The sequence below is a fragment of the Aggregatibacter segnis ATCC 33393 genome (genome assembly GCF_000185305.1).
Classification (GTDB): Bacteria; Pseudomonadota; Gammaproteobacteria; order Enterobacterales; family Pasteurellaceae; genus Aggregatibacter; species Aggregatibacter segnis.
The window spans coordinates 174,873-198,995 of sequence record NZ_GL622200.1 but is presented as its reverse complement, the minus strand read 5'-3'; the positions used below and the strand labels follow the sequence as shown (position 1 = coordinate 198,995).

The following is a 24,123-nucleotide window of genomic DNA, read 5'->3' as shown; positions in this document are numbered from 1 at the left end:
TATCATGCAATCGTTTTTTCTCAAGATCTTAAAGTGCGGTCTGTTTTTCGGATGTTTTTTCACGTTCGCCGTGCATGCCGAACAACATCAAACCTTTTCCATTCAACTCAAACAGGCGCCTTTGGTGCCGACCTTACAACAACTTGCGCTGGCGCAAAATGTTAACTTGCTAATTGACGACGAATTGCAAGGCACACTGACATTAAAGTTAGATAACGTAGATTTAGATCAACTCTTTCGTTCCGTTGCCAAAATCAAACAATTAGATTTATGGCAGGAAGAGGGGATTTATTATTTAAGTAAACGCGATACCGTCGCCAAATTTACCGGCAATATGACAGAACCTCAAGCCATTGCGGCACTGCCTTCGGAGGAAGAAACCTCGCTCGCGACCGCCACCATTAAACTGCACTTTGCCAAAGCCTCTGAAGTGATGAAATCACTCACCGGTGGCAGTGGGTCGATGTTATCACCGAATGGCAGTATTACCTTTGATGACCGAAGCAACCTCTTGCTGATTCAAGACGAACCGAAATCCATCGCCAATTTGAAAAAATTGATTAAGGAATTAGATAAGCCCATTGAACAAATCGCCATCGAAGCACGTATTGTCACCATCAACGCGGAAAGTTTGAAAGATTTGGGCGTGCGTTGGGGGATTTTTAACCCGACAGAAAATGCCCACAAAATTGCTGGCAGTCTCGCCGCTAACGGCTTTGACAATATTGCGAATCAATTAAACGTAAACCTGCCCACCGCCACAACACCGGCGGGGTCTATCGCGTTACAGGTAGCCAAAATCAACGGACGACTTTTAGACTTAGAATTGACCGCACTTGAACGGGAAAACAATGTGGAAATTATCGCTAGCCCACGTTTGCTTACCACCAACAAGAAAAGCGCCAGCATTAAGCAAGGGACGGAATTGCCTTATATCATGGTGAATGAAAAAAGTGGTACGCAAAGCGTAGAGTTTCGCGAAGCCGTATTAGGGTTGGAAGTCACACCGCACATTTCCTTGGATAAGCAAATTCTGTTGGATTTAATTGTCAGTCAAAACGCACCGGGCAGCCGCGTGGCATACGGTTTAGGCGAGGTGGTTTCGATTGATAAACAAGAAATTAATACGCAAGTTTTCGCCAAGGATGGGGAAACCATCGTGCTTGGTGGCGTCTTTCACGACACCATTACCAAAAGCTTAGACAAAGTGCCATTACTGGGAGACATTCCCGGCATTAAGCATTTGTTTAGCAAAGAAAGTGATCGCCACCAAAAGCGGGAATTGGTGATCTTCGTCACGCCGCATATTTTGCGCCAAGGTGAGACATTGGAAAACTTGAAGAACAAACAGTCAACAGCGAAAAAGAACAATAGTCTAGGAAAATCTAAGGCGGCACAAAACACACCTAAAAAGACGATAACGCAGTAGTTTATTTTGTCTTTAACGCGGTATAAACGAAATAAATCGCCTGTTTATGTTGAAAAGAATGGCGATTTATTGAGATAATCTCGTGCAATTTTGGGGTGATCTTTTCAATTTTATTCAAAACTTTCACACGACCACATGAATCATGACTTGCGGTCGTTTCTTATTTTCTAAAAGATCACATTCTTTACGACGACATAAATTTAAGATTATAGCAATGGCAGAAAAACGTAATATTTTCTTAGTGGGCCCTATGGGTGCAGGTAAAAGCACCATCGGACGCCAACTCGCACAATTACTCAACATGGATTTTGTCGATACCGACGCAGAAATTGAAGAACGCGCCGGTGCCGACATCGGTTGGATTTTTGATGTGGAGGGCGAAGAAGGATTCCGCAAAAGAGAAGAACGCCTTATTAATGAATTAACACAACGTCAAGGCATTGTATTATCTACCGGTGGTGGTGCAGTGTTGTCAAAAGACAACCGCAATCATCTTTCCGCACGCGGTATCGTAGTTTATTTGGAAACTACCGTAGAGAAACAATATCAACGCACCCAACGAGATAAAAAACGTCCACTATTGCAAGATGTTGACGATCCGCGCCAAGTGTTGGAAGACTTAGCTAAAGTTCGCAATCCGCTCTATGAAGAAGTGGCGGATATCACCCTACCGACTGACGAACAAAGTGCCAAAGTCATGGCGACACAAATTATCGACCTGATTGACAACTACAACGGTTAGTACAAACGGTTAAATACTTCAAAGGCAAAGTAAATGTTGTGTGTAAATGTTGAATTGAAAGAAAGAAGCTACCCGATTCATATCGGTGCCGGATTACTCACGAATACCGATTGCTATCCGCTGAAATCCGGCAATAAGGTCATGATCGTGACCAATCCAACTGTTGCACAACATTATCTTTCCACCGTGACGGACACCTTAGAAAAAATCGGTTGTCTTGTTGAGCACGTTTTATTGCCGGACGGCGAACAGTACAAAACCCTGGATTCTTTGAATCTAATTTTCACCGCACTTTTAAAAGCCAACCACGGACGGGATACCACGATCGTGGCATTGGGCGGCGGTGTCATAGGTGACGTGACAGGCTATGCCGCAGCAAGTTATCAACGTGGCGTGCGTTTTATCCAAATCCCGACGACATTATTAGCCCAAGTGGATTCTTCCGTGGGCGGCAAAACGGCGGTAAACCATGAATTAGGCAAAAACATGATCGGTGCGTTTTATCAACCCACCGCCGTGATTATCGATACACTCACCTTAAATACCTTACCCAAACGTGAAGTCAATGCCGGCTTAGCCGAAGTCATAAAATATGGGGCGATTTTAGACTTTCCCTTTTTCCAATGGTTAGAACAACACATCGATAATTTAGTCGCCCTTGACCAAAACGCATTACAACAATGTATCGCCCGTTGTTGTCAATTAAAAGCGGATATTGTAGCGCGCGATGAAACGGAAAAAGGCGATCGTGCGCTATTAAATCTGGGCCACACCTTCGGTCACGCCATCGAGACCCATTTAGGTTACGGCAACTGGTTACACGGCGAAGCGGTATCCGCCGGCTGTATGATGGCTGCAGTGTTGTCTGAAAAATTAGGCGATTTAACACCGCATGATGTCGCACGGTTAGAAAAACTTTTAGCGCGCGCCAATTTGCCAACGGTTTCACCGGATGGCATGACCGCACAAGATTACTTGCAGCTAATGATGCGTGATAAAAAAGTGCTAAATGGCAAATTGCGTTTGGTACTCCTCAAAGCGCTTGGACAGGCTTATGTGGCGACGGATGTCCCACAAGAACAGGTGATTGAAGCCATCAATCGTTGTACGCAAGTTGACTAACCCCATGCCGAAACCTACTAAATCCACCACAAAAACCAAAAGCCGCCCTTTTCTCAAATGGGCGGGCGGTAAATATCGCCTCACAGACGAAATTAACCGCTTATTGCCCAAACGTAAACACTGTTTAGTCGAACCGTTTGTCGGCGCAGGTGCGGTATTCCTCAACAGCCATTTTGAACGCTACATTCTGGCAGACATCAACCCTGATTTAATCCACCTATTCAACATCGTCAAACAGGACGTTGAAGGTTATATCCAAGCGTGCAAACCGGTTTTCTTTCATCCCGATGCTAATACGGAAAGTTACTACTACACCAAGCGTAAAGAATTTAATCAAAGTACCGATGTATTCCAACGCGCCGTGTTATTTCTGTATTTAAATCGTTTTGGCTTTAACGGCTTGTGTCGCTACAACGCCAAAAATGAATTTAATGTACCTTTCGGTGCTTACAAAACCCATTATTTCCCGGAAGAAGAACTCCGTTTTTTTGCCGCTAAAGCACAAAGTGCGGTCTTTATTTGCGCCGATTTTCAACAAACCTTCGAAATGGCGGATGAAGACTGCGTCATTTACTGCGACCCACCCTATGCTCCCATTTCACAAGACAGCAATTTCACCAATTATTCCGGCAATGAATTTTCCATCACACACCAGCGTGATCTTGCCAATCTAGCCAAAGACACCGTGAAACAACGCAACATCCAAGTGGTGATTTCCAATCACGATACGCCATTCACCCGAGAAATCTACCAAGGCGCGAAAATCCGCCGTTTAAAAGTACAACGCTCTATCAGCCAAGCGTCACATAAGCGAATTAAAGTACGGGAGCTGATCGCAATATTTAAAGTAGAAAAACACGCTGAAAAATGACCGCACTTTTGCACAAGAAAATACTCTCATTCTCTACGACAAAAAACAAAGGTGAGCCAAAATGCTCACCTTCTAAACAAATATTTCTCAATTATCAATTAACCGAACACTTTTTCCAAGTGTGCTTGGTAGTCTGCTAAGTATTGTTCTACTTGTGGATTTTTAATCACGTCGTTACATAAGAATGTTGGCAGACGGGTCAAGCCGATGAACTCATTGAGTTTGTGGAAATGCATATATAAAGCATCCACGCCTTTGCCTTCAAAGAAGTCGCCTTCGCGGGTGAACGCCTCAATCGGGGCATTCCAAGTAAGTGAAAGCATGTGCTTTTTGCCTTGCAACAAGCCACCTGTGCCGTAGCCTTCTGTCGGATTGACGCGATGACGGCCGTCACTGTGATAAAGCTTGCCGTGTCCGCTGGTTAATACTTCGTCTATGTATTTTTTCACTGTCCAAGGCTCGTGCATCCACCAACCCGGCATCTGCCAAATCACGGCATCCATCCAAACAAATTTCTCGATTTCTGCTTCAACGTCATAGCCGGCATCAATCACGGTTTCTTTTACATTGTGTCCAAATGCGGTCAAAATTTCTTTTGCTTTTTTATGAAGTGTATGGTTCAACTCGCCATGTGAATGTCCGAAATCTTTGCCACCATCCAATAATAAAATATTCATCTCTTTGCTCCTAAAATAAATAATTCGAAAAACTAGAGCCGCAATTATGCCTTCTTACTCTATATTTTAAAAGTGCAGTTACTTGCCACGCTATTTCCAGACCATAAGGGAAATTTCTCATACGCCATCAATTACGGCTAATCGGTAACATCAACATTCACTATTTCCCATCAACTAAACAAGCCTTTTCAATCAACTCCCTTACCTAGCGATACGCAGAATCTTTATGGGTCCGTTCGTGCCAAATCAGTGTTTTGGTAAAGCCTTGAATTTTAAGGGGCGGTTCAAAGCGCTTGAGGTTATCTAAGTGAGTAATCAAACGCTCAATCGCTTTGCGCCAGCAACCATCCTTGACCTGAACGACGATTATTTGCCGCATTTTATGCGCACCGTTCAGCAGCTACCTGAAGATGCCGTTATCATGCGCTTGAAATTCTTCCACCAATACAGTCAATTTGAAGGCGCATTTGCAGATAATCCGAGCTATTTTTACGATTGGGTATGTAAGCAAAGTTATATTGCGCTGGGGAATATGCTGACCTCGTCAGCAATGATCGGCATTAAAAGAACCCCGATTGAAGGTTTCCCTTATGCCAAAATAGAAGCGTTATTGGCGGAAAAAGGTTTATTTGATACCAAAGAATTAAGAACCTCGCCCCAAAACGCGTCAACGTTTTGAGCAAGTGGTGGAGTTTATTAAATAATATAAATAAGCATTAAGTACTTTACATCCCCCAATGGGGCAAGCGTCCACGCTTGTGCCAATGTTCCTAAGGATTAATCAATGAGCAAACGCCTTACAAAACCCTCTTACGTTGGAAATGTCGTAGTATCCGGTGATTGCGTAATTGCGTCCTAAAATGCGCTATTTTCTTATTACGATAAAAAACTGCGGTCAAAATTTTCGATATTTAAGTTGGAAAAACGCACAGAAAAATGACCGCACTTTTGCGCTAAAAATACACCGACTTTATGCCACAAAAAACAAAGGGTCTGACATAACATCAGACCCTTTATCATTTTTGTGCTTTATTCGTTAGAACGGTTGTTTCTATATAACGAAAGAATGCAAAAATAAAACTCTAATTATTTCAAATTGTTACAATCAAATATTGATACTTGCCTAAAAAATACGTAAAAATAACCCCGATAACACGGTAATTATGTCATTATATTTTACAATATAAACGTAAAATTTTTACACATTGCGTTCAAGAGTCAACCATTTATGTTCTCTGTTTTGCTTTTTGAGAATAAAAAAGAGGACTTCTATACTTTTGCGTAAATAGTCCTCTTGAGTAAATTTCTGTTTTATATCTATGTTCTATTTTTTGAGTTTTACATGTAATATGGATAATATTATTCTTTGTTTAATCTAACAAGAAAGTGTTTAAATAGTTCTTCATCGTTATCCAACTTTCCGAAAAAAAACTCATCAATTTGCTCAATTAACGGAACAGCTGTTTGTAATATTTCTTCTCCTTTTTTGTTTAAAATAACAACTTTTGCTCTTGTATCTCTTGAATGTTCTTTTCTTTTCACAAAATCATGTTTTTCCAATAAACTCAATATTTGAGATACCGTCATGACATCTATCTCTGAGAGTTTTGAAATCATAACTTGTGTAACTTCATTGTCATTTTGCGATAGATACGCAAGAGAAGCTAAAACAACAAATTGAGGGTGTGTCAAATTTATTTTCTTTAACTCTTTTTTTATCATAAGATGCCATTTATTGTACACCCTCATGAACAACAATCCTGTTGATTTTTCTGAATTGTCTTTATATTTTGATGTAAACAAACAGCAATCACCTTATTTTTCCAAACGATTTTTTAGAATAAATATAGACTGAGGAACATCTGAAAAAACTTGTTTTAAAAATTCCAAATGTTGCTCATCCTCACTATCTAAAATCACAGTGTGTTTTATATTCACGCTTCCGTCATTATTATCAATTATTTGATGCCCGAAAAGAATATCTCCGAACGGAGTTTCTGTTTTATCCCAAAATTCCTCAAAAGGTTTTACAAGAGTAAGCTGATATTCCATAGGAGGCATTCCTTCAAGCTCCATAGTTCCGTATGAGCCAGTCTCAAATTTACCGTTCAATGTAATGTTTTTTAAATCTTCTTCCCAATCATACCATTTTTCAATATTTGCATAGTACTCCCATGCATCTTCTTTTGCAGCTTTGATTTTCAAACTAAAACTAAATTCCATTGTAATTTCTCCTTTGATTATAGGTTAGCTTATTATAAGTTAACTTATAATATTGTCAACGAAATTTCTACTTGGGATACTATTCTTTGCCACCGATGGCGCAAGCGTCCACGCTTGTGCCAATTTTTCTAAGGATTAATCAATGAGCAAACACCTTACAAAACCCTCTTATGTTGGAAATGTCGCAGTATCCGGTGATTGCGTAATTGCGTCCTAAAATGCGCTATTTTCTTATTACGATAAAAAGTGCGGTCAAAACTTGCGATATTTAAGTTGAAAAAACGCACAGAAAAATGACCACACTTTCACGCTAAAAATACACCAACGTTATGCCCCAAAAAAACAAAGGGTCTGACATAACATCAGACCCTTTATCATTTTTGTGTTATTCGTTAGAACGGAATATCATCATCAAAGTTATCCATCGGTGCTTCGGCTGCCGGTTTACTTGCCGGGGTGGAACGTGGCGCACTTGGTGCTTGGCTTGGATAAGTCGGTTGAGCAGCTGGGGCATAGCCGCCGGATTGACGATCAGAGCGGCTGTCTAACATTTGTAAAACGTCGCCTTGAATTTCTGTGGTGTAGCGTTCTTGGCCGTTTTGATCTTGCCATTTACGGGTTTTTAAACGTCCTTCAACATAGACTTTAGAGCCTTTGCGCAGGTATTCGCCTGCCACTTCCGCCTGACGACGATAGAACACAATGCGGTGCCATTCGGTCACTTCACGACGTTCACCGGTGTTTTTATCATTCCAGCTTTCACTGGTGGCAACGGTAATGTTGGCAACCGCCTCGCCGTTCGGCATGGTGCGAATTTCAGGATCGTTACCTAAGTTACCAACAATAATGACTTTATTTACTCCTGCCATAATATCCTCTTCTTTATTCAATTTTGCTGTAAAAAAAATTTGCTCTATTCTGCCTGAAAATTTGGAATAAATCCACGCCTTCAACAAAATTAACTGGATATTTGCACAGTTATTTAGGAATATGCGATAATTGTCGCAAATTCACACTTCTTTCATTTATAAAATCTATTATGGATACCATCGATATTCGTGGTGCAAGAACCCACAATCTAAAAAATATTAACTTAACGATTCCACGCGACAAGCTCATTGTTATTACCGGTTTATCCGGATCAGGTAAATCTTCTTTAGCCTTTGATACGCTGTATGCGGAAGGGCAACGCCGTTATGTGGAATCCTTGTCCGCCTATGCGCGTCAATTTTTGTCATTAATGGAAAAACCCGATGTAGATCATATTGAAGGGCTTTCACCGGCCATTTCTATTGAGCAAAAATCTACCTCACACAACCCGCGTTCAACGGTGGGTACCATTACCGAAATTCACGATTACCTGCGTTTGTTGTTTGCCCGCGTGGGTGAGCCGCGCTGTCCTCATCACAATGTGCCACTCACGGCACAAACCATCAGCCAAATGGTGGATAAAGTGCTTTCTCTGCCTGAAGAAAGCAAAATGATGTTGTTGGCGCCGGTGGTAAAAGAGCGCAAAGGTGAGCACGTTAAATTATTACAACAAATTGCTGCGCAAGGCTACATTCGTGCCCGTATTGATGGTGAGATTTGCGATTTGTCTGATCCGCCAAAACTGGAATTACAGAAAAAACATACCATCGAAGTAGTGGTTGATCGCTTTAAAGTGCGGTCGGATTTAGCCACAAGATTGGCGGAATCCTTTGAAACCACGCTCGAGCTTTCCGGTGGCACGGCGGTCGTCGCGTATATGGACGATCCGAAGGCGGAAGAACTGGTGTTCTCTGCCAACTTTGCCTGCCCACACTGCGGCTATTCGGTGCCGGAACTGGAACCTCGTCTCTTCTCCTTTAATAACCCCGCCGGTGCGTGCCCGACTTGTGACGGTTTGGGCGTACAACAATATTTCGATGAAAAACGCGTGGTACAAAATCCGAGTATTTCCCTTGCTAATGGCGCTATTAAAGGGTGGGATCGTCGCAATTTCTATTATTACCAAATGCTCACGTCCTTGGCAAAACACTACCATTTCGATATTGAAACGCCTTTTGAAGAACTGCCGAAAAAAATTCAACAGATTATTTTGCACGGTTCCGGCAAGGAAGAAATTGAATTCCAATACATGAACGATCGCGGCGATGTCGTGTTGCGCCACCATGTATTCGAAGGCATTTTAAACAACATGGCGCGCCGTTATAAAGAAACGGAATCCATGTCAGTGCGCGAAGAACTTGCCAAACACATCAGCAATCGCCCTTGCACCGATTGTGGCGGTTCGCGTCTGCGTCCCGAGGCGCGTAACGTTTATATTGAGCAAACCAATCTGCCTGATGTCTCGGAGAAAAGCATCGGGGAAGCCTTGAGCTTTTTTGGAGAGCTACAGCTGAGCGGACAAAAAGCGCAAATCGCCGAGAAGATTCTGAAAGAAATCAAAGAGCGGTTACAATTTTTGGTGAATGTCGGCTTGAATTATCTTTCCCTTTCCCGCTCCGCCGAAACCCTTTCAGGCGGTGAAGCGCAACGCATTCGTCTTGCCAGCCAAATTGGTGCGGGCTTAGTCGGTGTGATGTACGTATTGGATGAACCGTCTATCGGTTTGCATCAACGGGATAACGAACGCTTGCTCAACACCTTGATTCACTTACGAAATCTCGGCAACACTGTGATTGTGGTGGAACACGATGAAGATGCCATTTTAAGCGCCGACCACATTATCGACATCGGCCCAGGTGCGGGTGTGCATGGTGGCAATGTTATTGCCGAAGGTACGGCGCAACAAATCATGCAAAATCCAAACTCGCTTACAGGTAAATTCTTATCCGGCGCAGAAAAAATCGAAATACCGAAAAAACGTACCGCACTTGATAAGAAAAAAACACTCAAATTGTTCGGCGCATCAGGCAATAATCTGAAAAACGCCAACTTAGAAATTCCGGTGGGCTTATTTACCTGTATCACCGGCGTGTCCGGCTCAGGCAAATCCACGTTGATTAACGATACCTTGTTCCCGATTGCCCAAAACACGTTAAACCGTGCGGAAAATGCCGAAGCAGCACCGTATAAATCTATCGAAGGTTTGGAATTTTTCGACAAAGTTATCGATATTGACCAAAGCCCAATTGGTCGTACTCCGCGCTCTAACCCTGCAACCTACACCGGCGTGTTTACCCCGATTCGTGAACTGTTCGCCGGCGTGCCGGAAGCCCGAGCACGCGGCTACAATCCGGGACGTTTCAGTTTTAACGTACGCGGTGGACGTTGCGAAGCCTGTCAGGGTGACGGTGTAATCAAAGTGGAAATGCACTTCCTGCCGGATGTGTATGTGCCATGCGACCAATGTAAGGGCAAACGCTACAACCGCGAAACCTTGGAAATTCGCTACAAAGGCAAAACCATTCATCAAGTGTTGGATATGACCGTGGAAGAGGCGCGGGAATTTTTCGATGCAGTTCCGATGATTGCACGCAAACTGCAAACGCTGATGGACGTAGGCTTGTCTTACATCCGCTTGGGCCAATCTTCCACTACCCTCTCCGGTGGTGAAGCGCAACGGGTGAAATTGGCAACAGAACTCTCCAAACGGGATACGGGAAAAACCTTGTATATTCTGGACGAACCAACTACCGGGCTACACTTTGCCGACATCAAACAACTGCTTTCCGTGTTGCACCGCTTGCGCGATCAGGGTAATACCATCGTGGTCATTGAGCACAATTTAGACGTGATTAAAACCGCTGACTGGATTGTGGATCTCGGCCCGGAAGGCGGTAGCGGCGGCGGACAAATTATCGCCACCGGTACGCCGGAACAGGTCGCTAAAGTAGAAGGTTCGCATACCGCGCGATTCCTGAAAGGGATTTTGGCGAAAGGTTAAAAAAACACGCTCGTATTGCACCGCACTTGAATAATCAAAGTGCGGTCTCTTTTCACCGTGTTTATCACGAAAAAAGGATTGTCATTCACTGACAATCCTTTTTTATATTGACTGTAAATGTACTTACAATGTGATTACAAAATCATCTTCACTAACTTATCCGCTTTAATACGGGCAAATTTTTTCAATAATTTTTGCACCGGTGCCGGATATTGCCTCATTTCTTCTAACTCAGTGTAATGTTGAAGCACCGTCGTATGTTGGCGAATACAATCTAATTCCTGAACCACTTGAGGTAACAGTTGTTGTTTCGGATCATGAATAAATAAACCATTTTCCGCATCTAATCGCCACGCGCGCGGATTCAGATTATTACCGGTCAACAAAATATAATTATCATCAATCCAAACGCCCTTTAGATGATAGGTGTTCGCACCATCTTTCCACGTCCGAATGATCAACTGACCTTGTGCCATTTCACGTTCAAACTTTTTGCTGAAGCGGCGTAAATTGTTTTCATACAAATAAGGCAACGCACCGACCATTTTGAACGGTTGTTCCGGTGGAATGTAGAAATCATTCGCCACTTTATCGCCCACAATAATTTCAATTTTTTTGCCTTTACGTAGCAAATGGCGGATTTTTTGTTGCAATGTCCGCGGGAAATTAAAATACGGCGTACAAATAGTCAGCTTTTCATCGACCAGCTGGAATAAATCTTCGATCGTGCAATTCAATACATTGCCCGCGCCGCCTAAACCAAACAACGGCGTTACCGTCAATTCATTGCCAAAATCAACCGCACTTGGCAGTTTATATTGTCCATTAAGTGCAAGATTTTTTCTGAAATGACGGATATTTTGTCGAATTTCTTTGGTTTTCGGGCGATTAACGCTATCCAACGGCAACACCACATCGCTATTCAACAAAAAGTCGCGAATAAAAGCCACCATGCTATCGGCTAACTGCGGATGGGTGATTTTTTGATAACGGTCATAACGGTATTTTTCATTTTGTTGCAAATACACGTTATTGATACTGGCGCCACTGTAAAGCACGGTATCGTCAAAAACAAAGCCTTTGATGTGCAACACGCCGAACACTTCGCGCGTATTGATCGGCACACCGAAAAATAGATTCGGGTCATCGGCAAGTTGATATTTTTGACGTTGTTCACAATACCAATCGGCATTGGTCGCACTCTTTTCCGCCCCTAATAAATTGCGTTGCGCACGATGCCAATCAATTAAAATTTTCACTTCAAGTTCAGGCTTATCTTGTTTCGCACGGTAAATTTCATCGAGAATTTCTTGTCCGGCTTCGTCATTTTGCCAGTAAAGTGCGGTCACAAAAATACGCGTTTTCGCCTGTCTGATCAGTTGAATAATTTCATTTTTGAATGCCATTGGGCTGTAAATAAATTCAACTTGTTCCGCCTGTAAAGCTAAACATGGCAGGCTTTCAAGACGCTTCTGAGCCCGTTTTGTCTTATCTCTAAACATAAAATTTGTTCTCTGTTGTACTCAATGAGTCGGAACCTAATTGGGGCGATAGTTTACAATATTTATCGCCCCCCTTGGTAGAAAAAAGGCTGGTTTTCGTTATAATGCTCACAAATTTATTGCCAACAGCGCAAATTTATTCCATTCATCCACCCTATCGGCAACACAACTATGAACCAAAATTCAAACAAACCGACTTTCAAATCAAACAACCGTACTTTTTCCGAACGCAGTGTCGGTGACGACCGTCAAAAATGCGATAAAAATCGACCGCACTTTGCCTCCTCAAAAAGCGATTCGCGCCAAGAATTTCGCAGAGAGAGAGATAACGATAGAAATACTAAGCCGAAATTTAAACGCGCTGAAAGCCAAGAAAAAACCTTACACATTGCCGAAAGCACGATGAAAAAAGCCAGTGGTGCGGAAGGCAACGTAAAAGTGACCGTCAAAAGCAGTCGTTTCGATGATAAGCCGAGAGAGAAAAAGACCGGCCCATTGTCACCACGCGCACCGGAAAAAATCAAAAAGAATCGCGCAGAAGAAATGAAAGTGTATGGTGAAAATGCGTGTTTAGCCTTGTTCCAACAACGCCCGGGAAGCATTGTGCGCTTGTGGGCAACCGTACAAATGGCGCATAAAATTGGGGATATTTGCAGTTATTTAGCGACCAATAAAAAGGTGTATCACATTGTGGACAACGACGAGATGATCAAAGTCAGCGGTACAGAACACCACGGCGGCATTTGTATGTTAGTGAAAAAAGCGCATCCGTTTACGTTGCAAGGCTATCTCGATGTGCCGCATCAAGAAGATTGCTTGGTATTGTTAGATAATGTGAACAACGCACAAAATATTGGCGGTATTTTACGCACTTGCGCCTTTTTCGGGGTGAAAAATATTGTGGTGGAAAACGCCGAAAGCCTTAATTCTGCCGTGACGTTACGTGTCGCAGAAGGCGGCGCAGAATACGTGCGAGTGTTGGAGACCAATGACACCCGCAATGCGCTTTCTCAATTACGCCAAGCCGGTTATCAAATCCTTCACGTGAGCAGCGATGAAAACGCCACAGCATTAGATAAAGTACAGTTAAAAAATAAAACGGTTTTTGTACTAAGTGAAAGCACGACAAAGGCTTTATCAGAGAAAAGCGATGAACAGGTTCGTTTGGCGTTTGCCAGCCCAGTGAAAAATGGGTTAAACGTGTCGGTCAATGCCGGCATTTTACTGGCAAAATGGTATTTTAGATAAAACGAGAAAAGTTAGGGCGCATAAAAACGCCCTCTTTTTTCACCGCACTTTCAAACGCGTTACAGTTTGTCCCCGTGGTGAATTAACACAAAGCGTTCCCACAGCTGTTCTTCGCTTTCCACATGATCCGGGTCAGTAATAATACATTTGCTGATAGGACAAACTTTCTGGCAGGTGGGCGTGTCGTAGTGACCGACACATTCGGTGCAGAGTTCAGGATCGATGACATAGATCTCATCGCCGATTGAAATTGCTTCATTCGGGCATTCCGGCAAGCACATATCGCAATTCGTGCATTTGTCAGTGATGAGTAGAGCCATAGCGTCCTCGGGCAAAATGAAAGGGTCGGATTATAATCAATACGTTAACAAAGTGAAAGGAATTTTATGAACGAGAAACGTATGTTGCTACTGTCTTTTTTTGTGGTGGCATTTTTAATGTTTTTACTTGCCGGTTGGTATTATTTTTCGCAACAGAAACAAGCGGTGGAGGTGGTTGTTGATCGTAATTACGATTACGTCATGAAAAATGATCCTATCGGGCAAAATAAACACGCGCAAACCGATTATTACACCCTCGTGTTGTCTTGGTCACCGGCATTTTGTGAACGGCAACGTCAACAATACGGCGATAATTTGCCGACCTCTTTGCAATATCAATGCGGCTTAACCCAACAATTCGGTTGGATTGTGCATGGGTTGTGGTCACAAAACAAACAAGCTCGAAGAGTCTCCGATCACCCACGCTTTTGTCAGGGCGATTTACCGCAATTACCGCAAGACCTTATTGAACGCTATTTGCCTGAAGTGCCGAGTGCCGGCTTATTACAAGGCGAGTGGGAAAAACACGGCGCGTGTATGTTTAACAATGCGCAAGATTATTTTGAAAAGATCAAAAATTTATACCGCACTTTGAAGCTACCGAACTATGAATTAAGCCGCACCGAACTGTTTAAATGGATGCGAAAAAATAACCCGCAATTAAAGGATGTTTACCTTGGCGCCGCACGTAACGAGCTCTTTATTTGTTACGATTTAAACTGGCAAATTATGGATTGTCCAAGCAGCCGAACCGGTTATTAATCCAATAATTCGACATGGATCAATGAAATGTGTAATCCTGAATTTGAGCTCTTGAATTCAGGTTACAAGCTACTCAGTTACGGGTATAATGCCAACAGTTTTTATTTTTAATTTTAACCAGTAAAAAGAGGTAAATTATGTCAGTAATTAAAATGACCGATTTAGATTTGAATGGTAAACGCGTATTTATCCGTGCCGACTTAAACGTACCGGTAAAAGACGGTAAAGTCACATCCGATGCGCGTATCCGTGCCACCATCCCAACCTTAAAATTAGCCTTAGAAAAAGGCGCAAAAGTGATGGTCACCTCCCACTTAGGTCGTCCGACCGAAGGTGAATTCAAACCTGAAGATTCCCTCCAACCTGTTGTTGATTATTTAAACGAACATCTTGATGTCCCGGTACGCTTAGTACGCGATTACCTTGACGGTGTTGAAGTGAATGCCGGTGAAATCGTGGTATTAGAAAACGTGCGCGTCAACAAAGGCGAAAAGAAAAACGATCCGGAATTAGGTAAAAAATACGCCGCACTTTGTGATGTGTTCATCATGGATGCCTTTGGTACAGCTCACCGTGCACAAGCATCAACTTACGGCGTTGCAGAATTTGCACCGGTTGCCTGCGCAGGTCCATTGCTTGCCGCAGAACTTGATGCGCTTGGTAAAGCATTAAAAGAACCTGCCCGCCCAATGGTGGCTATTGTGGGTGGTTCTAAAGTCTCCACTAAATTAGAAGTGTTAAACTCACTTTCTAAAATTGCCGACCAAATTATTGTGGGGGGCGGTATCGCCAACACCTTCATTGCCGCAGCCGGCCATAACGTGGGTAAATCCTTATACGAAGCCGATTTAATCCCGGTTGCTAAAGAATTAGCGGCAAGCACAGACATTCCTGTACCGGTTGATGTTCGCGTGGGCACCGAATTCTCTGAAACCGCACCTGCGACAGAAAAATCCGTGGCCGAAGTGAAAGATGACGAATCTATTTTCGATATCGGCGATAAATCTGCGGAACAACTTGCCGAAATTATCAAAAATGCGAAAACCGTTTTATGGAACGGCCCGGTGGGCGTATTTGAATTCCCGAACTTCCGCAAAGGAACAGAAAGCATTTCTCACGCCATTGCCAACAGCGATGCGTTCTCCATTGCGGGCGGTGGTGATACGCTTGCTGCTATCGACCTGTTTGGTATCGCAGATAAAATTTCCTATATCTCAACCGGCGGCGGCGCTTTCTTAGAATTCGTTGAAGGTAAAGTGTTACCGGCAGTAGAAATCCTCGAAAAACGTGCGAAAAACTAACCGCACTTTTTCTGCATAAGATCGTCATAGCACGTGTCTGCTGATGCGTGCTATCAATCAAAAACGTAAAACAAATTCTTCAAATGGTGGGAGCAACCCACCCAACACAAAAGGAAAAACGAAAATGGCTAAATTATTAGATATCGTCAAACCGGGCGTGCTTACCGGTGAAGATGTTCAAAAAGTATTCGCATACGCAAAAGAACACGGCTTCGCACTTCCTGCCGTAAACTGCGTCGGCTCCGACTCCGTGAATGCTGTATTAGAAACGGCTGCCCGCGTGAAAGCGCCGGTCATTATTCAATTCTCTAATGGCGGTGCGGCATTCTACGCAGGCAAAGGCATCAAACCGACCAACGGTGCGCGCCCTGACGTATTAGGTGCGATTGCAGGTGCAAAACACGTTCATACTTTAGCCAAAGAATACGGCGTACCGGTGATTTTACACACCGACCACGCGGCGAAAAAATTACTTCCATGGATCGATGGCTTACTTGAAGCCGGTGAAAAACACTTCGCTGAAACCGGTCGTCCATTATTCTCTTCCCACATGCTTGACCTTTCCGAAGAGCCAATGGAAGAAAATATGGCAATCTGCCGTGAATACCTTGCCCGTATGGATAAAATGGGGATGACCCTTGAAATCGAAATCGGTATCACCGGTGGTGAAGAAGATGGCGTGGACAACTCCGGCGTAGATGAATCTCGTCTTTACACCCAACCGTCTGATGTGCTTTATGTTTACGACCAATTAAATCCGGTCAGCCCGAACTTTACCGTTGCAGCCGCATTCGGTAACGTACACGGCGTGTACAAACCGGGTAACGTAAAATTAAAACCATCTATCTTAGGTGCAAGCCAAGAATTCGTTGCCAAAGAACGTAACCTTCCGGCAAAACCAATCAATTTCGTGTTCCACGGTGGTTCCGGTTCTTCCCGTGAAGAAATTCGTGAAGCGATTAGCTACGGCGCAATTAAAATGAATATTGACACCGACACCCAATGGGCGTCTTGGAACGGTATTCTCAACTTCTACAAAGCGAACGAAGCGTATTTGCAAGGTCAATTAGGCAACCCGGAAGGCCCTGATGCACCAAACAAAAAATACTACGATCCGCGTGTTTGGTTACGTAAAATGGAAGAATCTATGTCTAAACGCTTAGAACAATCTTTCGAAGACTTAAACTGCGTTGACGTTTTATAATTTAAAAACACGCTGAAAACCGACCGCACTTTAGATGCACTTTCTGAGATGTACTTTAAAGTGCGGTTATTTTTTCTTTTTTTATTTTGAAGCCTTTTGCCTCAACAGCTCATTTACCATGCACAATATAGAGAACAGCCCATTACACCAATTTGCTGAACAATTTCCCCTACAATACCTTGAAGGGCAACGTGGCTGTCGATTGGCTTATCGACATTGTGTTCACCAGCCGATTGCCGATAAGTTGGTCATTTTAGTCAATGGGCGGGTAGAAAATATCCTGAAATGGACAGAAATTGCGCAGGATTTCTATGCGCAGGGATATGATGTGTTGCTGTTTGATCATCGCGGTCAAGGCTATTCACAACGATTATTGTCGGACAGCGAAAAAGGACATTTGGATGAATTTCAGTTTTATGCACAAGACATGGCAAAAATCATCGAAAATCTGACTGCACTTTACCCCTACGAGCAACAATATTTGCTCGCCCATTCTTTAGGCGCGTTGATTTCGACCTACTATTTAGCGAATTTTGATCACCAAATTAGACGTGCAGTTTTTTCCGCACCCTTTTTTGGTATGCCGTTAAGCCACCCTATTCGGGATGAAATCACGCTGAATTTCATGATGTTATTTGGACAAGGAAAACGTTATGTATTCGGCAAAGGGCCTTATAAACCGGTGGATGTGCAGGAAAATTTGTTAAGCCATGACAGCACGCGTATGCAAAGAATGAATGAAATTAATTTGGCAAACCCGGAGATTCGTTTGGGCGGACCGACTTTCCGTTGGGCGTATTTATGTTTGATCGCCATTAAGAATTTGCCCAAAATTTTGCCACGCATTGAAACACCTGTGTTGGTGTTAGAAGCGGAACAAGAACAAATCGTGAATAATAAAATGTTGGAAAAACTCACCGCACTTTTCATGCACGGCAGTCTGAAAAAAATCGCCGGAGCAAAACATGAAATTCTGTTTGAAACCGACGATATTCGCACGCCGGTGTTACAGCAAATTCAGGCATTTTTTACTTCAACACATAACGCATAAGCCACACGCCAAAGAGGGTGAAAAGCAAACTACCAAAGACATGGGCCGCAATTAATCCAATGCCAACAGCGAATTTGTCATTCAAGATATTCTCCACCACCTCCATCGAAAATGCTGAAAAGGTGGTTAAGCTGCCAAGAAAGCCGGTGACAAAAAAGAGCTTCCATTCAGAAGAAAGCGAGGGAAAAGACCAAAAAACGGCAAACAACACGCCAATAATAAAACAACCTAAATAATTGGCGATCAAGGTGCCAAAAGAAAAAGCGCTAAACCACGGATTGAGCAACAAGCCCAAGCCCCAACGCAAGCAAGCACCCAGCACGGCACCGCCGCTAATCCAGAGTAAAGAAGATAACAACGGCATCAATAAATCCCAAAAATCGCGCGAAGGTAAGAGGCGACGGCTTCATGTCCATGGCGACCGATAACTTCTAATTGCGGACACGCCTGTACTAAGCGCGGATCGGCATTCCCCATAATGCAGCCCTTGCCCACTTCTGCCAGCATTTCGACGTCATTCATGCCATCACCAAAGGCAATACAATCTTGCAAACCGTATTCCCGTTGCTCAATTACCTGTGCAAGTGCGGTGGCTTTTGACACATTTTTATTCATCACTTCCAAGCAAATCGGCGTGGAATAAGTCATGCTGATTTTCTCGCCGAAGTTCTGACGAATACGCTGTTCCAATTCCACTAAATCTGCCGGCGCTTTTCCAATAAAAAACACTTTCTCGGTATCTCTGCCGTGATGTTGCTTAAAATCCACCACATCGTACACAAAGCCCGAGTCTTTGTGATACTTGTAAAGCTCAGGAATGTCTTTGTTGATAAACCAGCCATCAGCCTGATAACTGTTCACACAGACTCGTTTATCGTCAAAGGGCAAATTCATGACTTGATACGCAATCTCTTCCGGCAAGGAATTATTTAGCAACAGCTCCCCTTGTAAGTTATGCGCTTGTGCGCCATTTGAAGTAATTAGCACCGCATCCTTCACCTTGGTTTTCTTCAAAATACTGGACACATCGAAATAATTACGCCCTGTTGCCAGCACAATATCAACCTTGCTCTCATGCAAACGTTCCAAGGTGTGTGCGGTAAAATCGCCGACCACATGATGTCCGTTAAGTAACGTCCCATCCATATCAGAAACGATGGCGCGATAAGGAAGTTTTTGCATAATTTTTCACCTCAAATGACATAATGACTAATGGTAGCAAATTTTGTATAAAAATATTTGAGGTTTTCTTGAATTTTTTTAGGAAATGTAATAAAAGATTAAACCTTTCACACGAAAAAAATCGCTTCCCTAACAATTGAAAACAGCTACGAATATGAACGGTGCAAATTTAATCATCGAGTGCTTAAAAGCACATCACGTGGATACCATTTTCGGTTATCCCGGCGGTGCCATCATGCCGACCTATGATGCAATTTACGATTCCGGCTTAGACCATTTGCTTTGCCGTAACGAACAAGGTGCTGCCATGGCAGCTATTGGCTATGCGCGTGCATCAGGCAAAGTTGGCGTATGTATCGCCACCTCCGGCCCCGGCGCAACCAATTTAGTGACCGGTTTAGGAGATGCCTTAATGGATTCCATTCCTATCGTTGCCATTACAGGTCAAGTTGCCTCTCCACTTATCGGCACGGATGCCTTTCAGGAAGCGGATGTACTTGGTTTATCCCTTGCCTGTACCAAACACAGTTTCATCGTGCAAAACATCGACGAATTACCGGAAATTATTGCCAAAGCCTTTGAAATTGCCAAAAGTGGCAGACCGGGCCCGGTATTGATCGATGTGCCGAAAGACGTTCAAATTGCGCCAACCACGGCAAAACCTATCGTGAATTCGCCGCCAAAAACGACCGCACTTTGCGACAAGCAACTAACCCAGGCACTTGAGTTATTAAAACACGCTAAACGTCCAATGGCGTATATCGGTGGTGGTGTGGGCATGGCAGGTGCTGTACCGGCATTACGTTATTTTTTACACACGACTCAAATGCCAAGTATTGTGACGCTAAAAGGCTTAGGCGCGGTATCGCCTGACGATCCTTATTATCTCGGCATGATCGGTATGCACGGCACCAAAGCCGCTAACTACGCTACACAAGAAGCTGATTTATTGCTCGTGTTCGGTGCGCGTTTTGATGACCGCGTGACCGGCAAGCTTGATACTTTCGCACCACATGCCAAAGTGATTCATGTGGATATCGACGGCGCCGAATTAGGTAAATTACGCCGACCAGATGTACCATTACGCGGTCATCTAATCGCCACGCTAGAAAGCCTCAGCGTGCCGCTTGACATCGCCCCTTGGCAACAAACCGTTGCACAATATAAACAACAATTTGCGTTCAGCTACGGTGAACATGACGGCGAACAACTCATCAACCCGTTATGGTTGCTCAACAGCATTTCACGCAAAAAAACACCGGAAACTATCGTCGTCACCGATGTGGGACAACATCAAATGTGGTCTGCATTACACGTGCAACATCACGCCCCGGAAAACTTCATTACCTCCGCCGGTTTTGGCACCATGGGTTTCGGCTTACCTGCCGCCATCGGTGCGAAAAAAGCCCGCCCGGAAGATGAAGTCATTTTAGTCAGCGGTGATGGCTCCATCATGATGAACATTCAAGAGCTCGGCTCCATTGGTCGCGGCAAAGCCCCAATTAAAATCGTGTTATTGGATAACCAACGTCTCGGCATGGTGCGCCAATGGCAATCCCTCTTCTTCAATGCGCGTCACAGTAGCACCATTCTGGACGACAACCCGGATTTCGTGGTACTTGCCTCGGCTTTCGGCATTAAAGGAGAACGCATTGATTCCGCCCACCAAGTGGACGCCGCACTAGAACGCTTATTCAACAGCCAAGAGGCTTATTTATTGCATATTTGCATTCATTCCGATGAAAACGTGTGGCCGCTAGTGCCGCCGGGCGCGTGCAACGCAGATATGTTGGAAAGTATGGAGTAATCACATGGAACACCAAATCGACCTCACCGCCCAACACCGCCCCGAAGTATTAGAACGCATTCTCCGTATAGCCCGCCACCGTGGTTTCACCGTGACTCAAATGGATATGCAACTGATTGACGACAAAGTGCGGTTAAAATTCACAGTAAAATCCGACCGCACTTTGGATTTGTTGGTCAGTCAGTTAGAGAAAATTTATGATGTGGTGGAGATTAAATAATGAAAAATATACGTTTGTTATTGGGGTTACTTATTACTTTCGTACTATTTGGATGCACTTCATTACAAGATAAAGAACTATCTTCTCAAAAAGAAGTAATACACTCTTTCTTTATAGCAGAAGACAACATTTATGCTATAGGGCAACTTAATAGTTATCATTTTGCCGGTTCAGAATATAGTGAAACTGGAGATTTAATTCGTATCTTACGATCACCTTACGTAAAAAACATATCATCTGTGGAAATTCATTCTATCGCCAAAGATGTTGAAAAAAACAAAGTGAAAGCTACATTAACATTATATTTTAATGATAAAGAGCTTACTCAAAAGCAATCTAATGAGCTCTATGGACAAAAATATTACTATATGCATGAACATAATATATTTTTTATAATGAAAGATGGTGAAATTGTTGATATTAAAAATAAAAATGAGATTTTGAAAAAAGCCAAATTGATTAAACCTTTAGAAACTAAGTACTTAGAATATCGTCAAGAAAAAAGATTCAGTGCTGAAGCAACAGAGGATAACGTTACAGTAGCTGGACGAGCATCAGCGGCAATGATTATTTTTGTACCGTTAGCAATTATCTCATTACCTTTTTATGCAATTCAGTCTTTATCTGGAAAATAAAAACAAACCCTAAAAATTTACTCGGAGAACTTATTTATGCCAAAACTACGCTCAGCGACCAGCACTCAGGGTCGTAATATGGCGGGTGCACGTGCCTTATGGCGTGCAACAGGGATGAAAGAAAATGACTTCGGCAAACCCATTATTGCGGTAGTGAACTCTTTCACCCAATTCGTGCCGGGACATGTGCATTTAAAAGACATGGGACAACTGGTCGCGGCGGAAATTGAAAAAGCCGGCGGCGTGGCAAAAGAATTTAACACCATTGCGGTGGATGACGGTATTGCCATGGGACACGGCGGGATGCTTTACTCCTTACCAAGCCGTGATTTGATTGCAGACAGCGTGGAGTACATGGTCAATGCCCACTGCGCCGATGCCATGGTGTGCATTTCCAACTGTGACAAAATCACCCCGGGAATGTTAATGGCGGCAATGCGTTTGAATATTCCGACCATCTTTGTTTCAGGCGGTCCAATGGAAGCCGGCAAAACCAAACTTTCCGATCAACTCATCCGCTTAGATTTAGTCGATGCGATGATTGAAGCAGCGGATCCTAATGTCAGTAATGAGCGTATTGATGCCATTGAACGCAGCGCTTGCCCGACTTGTGGCTCCTGCTCAGGGATGTTTACTGCCAACTCCATGAACTGTTTAACGGAAGCCCTTGGTTTGAGTTTACCGGGCAACGGTTCTATGCTTGCCACACACGCCGACCGTAAAGACTTATTCTTAAAAGCCGGTCGCCAAATTGTCGAACTGTGCAAACGTTATTACGAACAAGATGACGAAAGCGTATTGCCACGTTCCATCGGCACTTTTGACGCCTTTGAAAACGCCATGAGCTTAGATATCGCCATGGGCGGTTCCAGTAACACCGTTTTACACTTACTTGCCGCAGCGCAAGAAGCCGGCGTAGATTTTAAAATGGCCGATATCGACCGTTTATCTCGCAAAGTGCCTTGCTTAAGTAAAATCGCCCCGAACACTAACAAATACCACATGGAAGACGTACACCGCGCAGGCGGGATTATGGGCTTATTGGGCGAATTGGATCGCGCTGGTTTAATTCACCGACACACCAAAACCGTGTTGGGCATGAGGTTGGAAGAACAATTAAATCAATACGATATTATTCGCAATAAAGACGAAGCATTGCACAAATTCTTCCGTGCCGGCCCTGCAGGCATCCGTACCACCCAAGCTTTCTCACAAGATTGCCGTTGGGACAGCGTGGACGATGACCGTGTAAACGGCTGTATCCGCAATAAAGAAAATGCCATTTCCGAAGAGGGCGGATTGGCCGTATTATTTGGTAATCTAGCCGAAGACGGATGTATCGTCAAAACCGCAGGCGTGGATGAATCCATCTGGACATTCACCGGTCGTGCCATCGTATTTGAAAGCCAAGAAGACGCTGTTGCCGGGATTTTAGGCGGCAAAGTCAAAGAAGGTCATGTCGTTGTGATTCGCTATGAAGGCCCGAAAGGCGGCCCGGGTATGCAAGAAATGCTCTATCCGACCAGCTATTTAAAATCCATGGGCTTAGGCAAAAAATGTGCCTTGTTAACGGACGGACGTTTTTCTGGCGGCACATCCGGCTTATCTATCGGCCATGCCTCGCCTGAAGCGGCTTCCGGTGGCGCTATCGGTTTAGTACAGGATGACGATATTATCGAAATCGACATTCCAAATCGCACGATTAACCTCAACATCAGCGATGAAGAATTAGCCAAACGCCGCGCCGAGCAAGATGCCAAAGGTTGGCAACCGGCAAACCGCCAACGTGAAGTGTCCTTTGCGTTGAAAGTCTTCGGGCATTTCGCGAGATCGGCGGATAAAGGCGCCGTGCGTGATAAAACCTTATTAAAATAAAAATTGTCGGGACAGGCTTTATGCCTATCCTTATCAATATCGAACAGGGACAGGTATAAAACCTGTCCCTACAACAAATTT

The 24,123-nt window shown here is 43.7% G+C and carries 23 protein-coding genes; 15 read left to right on the top strand and 8 right to left on the bottom strand.

Annotation, left to right across the window (positions count from 1 at the left end; all coding sequences use genetic code 11):
• The first annotated feature begins 4 nt into the window (after positions 1 to 4).
• The 4 genes from HMPREF9064_RS08330 (at position 5) to HMPREF9064_RS08345 (ending at position 4,164) form a co-directional block, all read left to right on the top strand.
• Positions 5 to 1,429, top strand: a complete 1,425-nt coding sequence (locus HMPREF9064_RS08330; RefSeq protein ID WP_005715894.1) for a type IV pilus secretin PilQ — start codon at positions 5 to 7, stop codon at positions 1,427 to 1,429.
• A 214-nt stretch (positions 1,430 to 1,643) separates the two neighbouring features.
• Positions 1,644 to 2,171: a shikimate kinase AroK gene (gene aroK / locus HMPREF9064_RS10035; protein WP_005715891.1), complete on the top strand. Its 528-nt coding sequence runs from the start codon at positions 1,644 to 1,646 to the stop codon at positions 2,169 to 2,171.
• 33 nt (positions 2,172 to 2,204) lie between these two features.
• A complete protein-coding gene (gene aroB / locus HMPREF9064_RS08340; protein ID WP_005715889.1) occupies positions 2,205 to 3,293 on the top strand; it encodes a 3-dehydroquinate synthase in 1,089 nt (362 codons plus the stop codon).
• A gap of 4 nt (positions 3,294 to 3,297) precedes the next feature.
• Positions 3,298 to 4,164 carry a Dam family site-specific DNA-(adenine-N6)-methyltransferase gene (locus HMPREF9064_RS08345; RefSeq protein ID WP_005715888.1) on the top strand — a complete coding sequence of 289 codons (867 nt, stop codon included), beginning with the start codon at positions 3,298 to 3,300 and terminating at the stop codon, positions 4,162 to 4,164.
• 98 nt (positions 4,165 to 4,262) lie between these two features.
• On the opposite strand, the gene HMPREF9064_RS08350 is transcribed toward HMPREF9064_RS08345, so the two are convergent.
• A complete protein-coding gene (locus tag HMPREF9064_RS08350) occupies positions 4,263 to 4,841 on the bottom strand; it encodes an NAD(P)H-dependent oxidoreductase (protein WP_005715886.1) in 579 nt (192 codons plus the stop codon).
• Positions 4,842 to 5,148: 307 nt separating this feature from the next.
• On the opposite strand from HMPREF9064_RS08350, the gene HMPREF9064_RS0109370 reads away from it, so the two are divergent.
• The gene (locus HMPREF9064_RS0109370) at positions 5,149 to 5,520 is read left to right on the top strand and encodes a nitroreductase family protein (protein WP_005715885.1); all 372 of its coding nucleotides are present in this window, start codon (positions 5,149 to 5,151) and stop codon (positions 5,518 to 5,520) included.
• Positions 5,521 to 6,200: 680 nt separating this feature from the next.
• Here HMPREF9064_RS0109370 and HMPREF9064_RS08355 read toward each other — a convergent pair.
• From HMPREF9064_RS08355 to HMPREF9064_RS08365, 3 genes are all read right to left on the bottom strand, one after another.
• On the bottom strand, positions 6,201 to 6,644 hold the full coding sequence (locus tag HMPREF9064_RS08355; protein ID WP_032997747.1) for a MarR family winged helix-turn-helix transcriptional regulator: 444 nt from the start codon (positions 6,642 to 6,644) through the stop codon (positions 6,201 to 6,203).
• 12 nt (positions 6,645 to 6,656) lie between these two features.
• Complete coding sequence (locus tag HMPREF9064_RS08360; RefSeq protein ID WP_005715880.1) at positions 6,657 to 7,064, bottom strand: SRPBCC family protein; 408 nt, start codon at positions 7,062 to 7,064, stop codon at positions 6,657 to 6,659.
• Between the two features lie 392 nt (positions 7,065 to 7,456).
• Complete coding sequence (locus tag HMPREF9064_RS08365; RefSeq protein ID WP_032997746.1) at positions 7,457 to 7,933, bottom strand: single-stranded DNA-binding protein; 477 nt, start codon at positions 7,931 to 7,933, stop codon at positions 7,457 to 7,459.
• A gap of 170 nt (positions 7,934 to 8,103) precedes the next feature.
• Here HMPREF9064_RS08365 and uvrA point away from each other — a divergent pair, with 170 nt between their 5' ends.
• Positions 8,104 to 10,935 (top strand): excinuclease ABC subunit UvrA, encoded by a 2,832-nt coding sequence (gene uvrA / locus HMPREF9064_RS08370; RefSeq protein WP_005715877.1) that lies wholly within the window; start codon positions 8,104 to 8,106, stop codon positions 10,933 to 10,935.
• Positions 10,936 to 11,069: 134 nt separating this feature from the next.
• Here the strand turns inward: uvrA and pssA are convergent, their stop codons facing one another.
• Positions 11,070 to 12,437, bottom strand: a complete 1,368-nt coding sequence (gene pssA / locus HMPREF9064_RS08375; protein WP_005715874.1) for a CDP-diacylglycerol--serine O-phosphatidyltransferase — start codon at positions 12,435 to 12,437, stop codon at positions 11,070 to 11,072.
• A 171-nt stretch (positions 12,438 to 12,608) separates the two neighbouring features.
• Between pssA and HMPREF9064_RS08380 the strand changes: the two genes are divergently transcribed.
• A complete protein-coding gene (locus tag HMPREF9064_RS08380; RefSeq protein WP_005715872.1) occupies positions 12,609 to 13,685 on the top strand; it encodes a tRNA/rRNA methyltransferase in 1,077 nt (358 codons plus the stop codon).
• A 59-nt stretch (positions 13,686 to 13,744) separates the two neighbouring features.
• On the opposite strand, the gene HMPREF9064_RS08385 is transcribed toward HMPREF9064_RS08380, so the two are convergent.
• The gene (locus HMPREF9064_RS08385) at positions 13,745 to 14,005 is read right to left on the bottom strand and encodes a YfhL family 4Fe-4S dicluster ferredoxin (protein WP_032997744.1); all 261 of its coding nucleotides are present in this window, start codon (positions 14,003 to 14,005) and stop codon (positions 13,745 to 13,747) included.
• A 66-nt stretch (positions 14,006 to 14,071) separates the two neighbouring features.
• Here HMPREF9064_RS08385 and HMPREF9064_RS08390 point away from each other — a divergent pair, with 66 nt between their 5' ends.
• The 4 genes from HMPREF9064_RS08390 (at position 14,072) to HMPREF9064_RS08405 (ending at position 18,323) form a co-directional block, all read left to right on the top strand.
• Positions 14,072 to 14,767 (top strand): ribonuclease T2 family protein, encoded by a 696-nt coding sequence (locus tag HMPREF9064_RS08390; RefSeq protein WP_005715869.1) that lies wholly within the window; start codon positions 14,072 to 14,074, stop codon positions 14,765 to 14,767.
• A 137-nt stretch (positions 14,768 to 14,904) separates the two neighbouring features.
• A complete protein-coding gene (gene pgk / locus HMPREF9064_RS08395; RefSeq protein WP_005715868.1) occupies positions 14,905 to 16,068 on the top strand; it encodes a phosphoglycerate kinase in 1,164 nt (387 codons plus the stop codon).
• 124 nt (positions 16,069 to 16,192) lie between these two features.
• Positions 16,193 to 17,272 carry a class II fructose-bisphosphate aldolase gene (fbaA, locus tag HMPREF9064_RS08400; protein ID WP_032998070.1) on the top strand — a complete coding sequence of 360 codons (1,080 nt, stop codon included), beginning with the start codon at positions 16,193 to 16,195 and terminating at the stop codon, positions 17,270 to 17,272.
• Positions 17,273 to 17,390: 118 nt separating this feature from the next.
• A complete protein-coding gene (locus HMPREF9064_RS08405; RefSeq protein WP_005715864.1) occupies positions 17,391 to 18,323 on the top strand; it encodes an alpha/beta fold hydrolase in 933 nt (310 codons plus the stop codon).
• On the opposite strand, the gene crcB is transcribed toward HMPREF9064_RS08405, so the two are convergent.
• Complete coding sequence (gene crcB / locus HMPREF9064_RS08410) at positions 18,301 to 18,687, bottom strand: fluoride efflux transporter CrcB (RefSeq protein ID WP_005715863.1); 387 nt, start codon at positions 18,685 to 18,687, stop codon at positions 18,301 to 18,303. The two genes, HMPREF9064_RS08405 and crcB, sit on opposite strands and share 23 nt — an antisense overlap.
• The gene (locus tag HMPREF9064_RS08415) at positions 18,687 to 19,505 is read right to left on the bottom strand and encodes a Cof-type HAD-IIB family hydrolase (RefSeq protein ID WP_005715861.1); all 819 of its coding nucleotides are present in this window, start codon (positions 19,503 to 19,505) and stop codon (positions 18,687 to 18,689) included. Before HMPREF9064_RS08415 ends, crcB begins: the two co-directional genes overlap by 1 nt.
• 154 nt (positions 19,506 to 19,659) lie before the next feature.
• Here HMPREF9064_RS08415 and ilvG point away from each other — a divergent pair, with 154 nt between their 5' ends.
• From ilvG to ilvD, 4 genes are read left to right on the top strand one after another with little or no spacing between them, the layout of a single operon-like run.
• Positions 19,660 to 21,312 (top strand): acetolactate synthase 2 catalytic subunit, encoded by a 1,653-nt coding sequence (ilvG, locus tag HMPREF9064_RS08420; protein WP_005715859.1) that lies wholly within the window; start codon positions 19,660 to 19,662, stop codon positions 21,310 to 21,312.
• 4 nt (positions 21,313 to 21,316) lie between these two features.
• Positions 21,317 to 21,532: an acetolactate synthase 2 small subunit gene (gene ilvM / locus HMPREF9064_RS08425; RefSeq protein WP_005715857.1), complete on the top strand. Its 216-nt coding sequence runs from the start codon at positions 21,317 to 21,319 to the stop codon at positions 21,530 to 21,532.
• Positions 21,532 to 22,167, top strand: coding sequence for a hypothetical protein (locus HMPREF9064_RS08430; protein ID WP_005715854.1), 636 nt, complete (start codon positions 21,532 to 21,534; stop codon positions 22,165 to 22,167). Before ilvM ends, HMPREF9064_RS08430 begins: the two co-directional genes overlap by 1 nt.
• A gap of 36 nt (positions 22,168 to 22,203) precedes the next feature.
• The gene (ilvD, locus tag HMPREF9064_RS08435; protein ID WP_005715853.1) at positions 22,204 to 24,042 is read left to right on the top strand and encodes a dihydroxy-acid dehydratase; all 1,839 of its coding nucleotides are present in this window, start codon (positions 22,204 to 22,206) and stop codon (positions 24,040 to 24,042) included.
• The last annotated feature ends 81 nt before the right edge of the window (positions 24,043 to 24,123 follow it).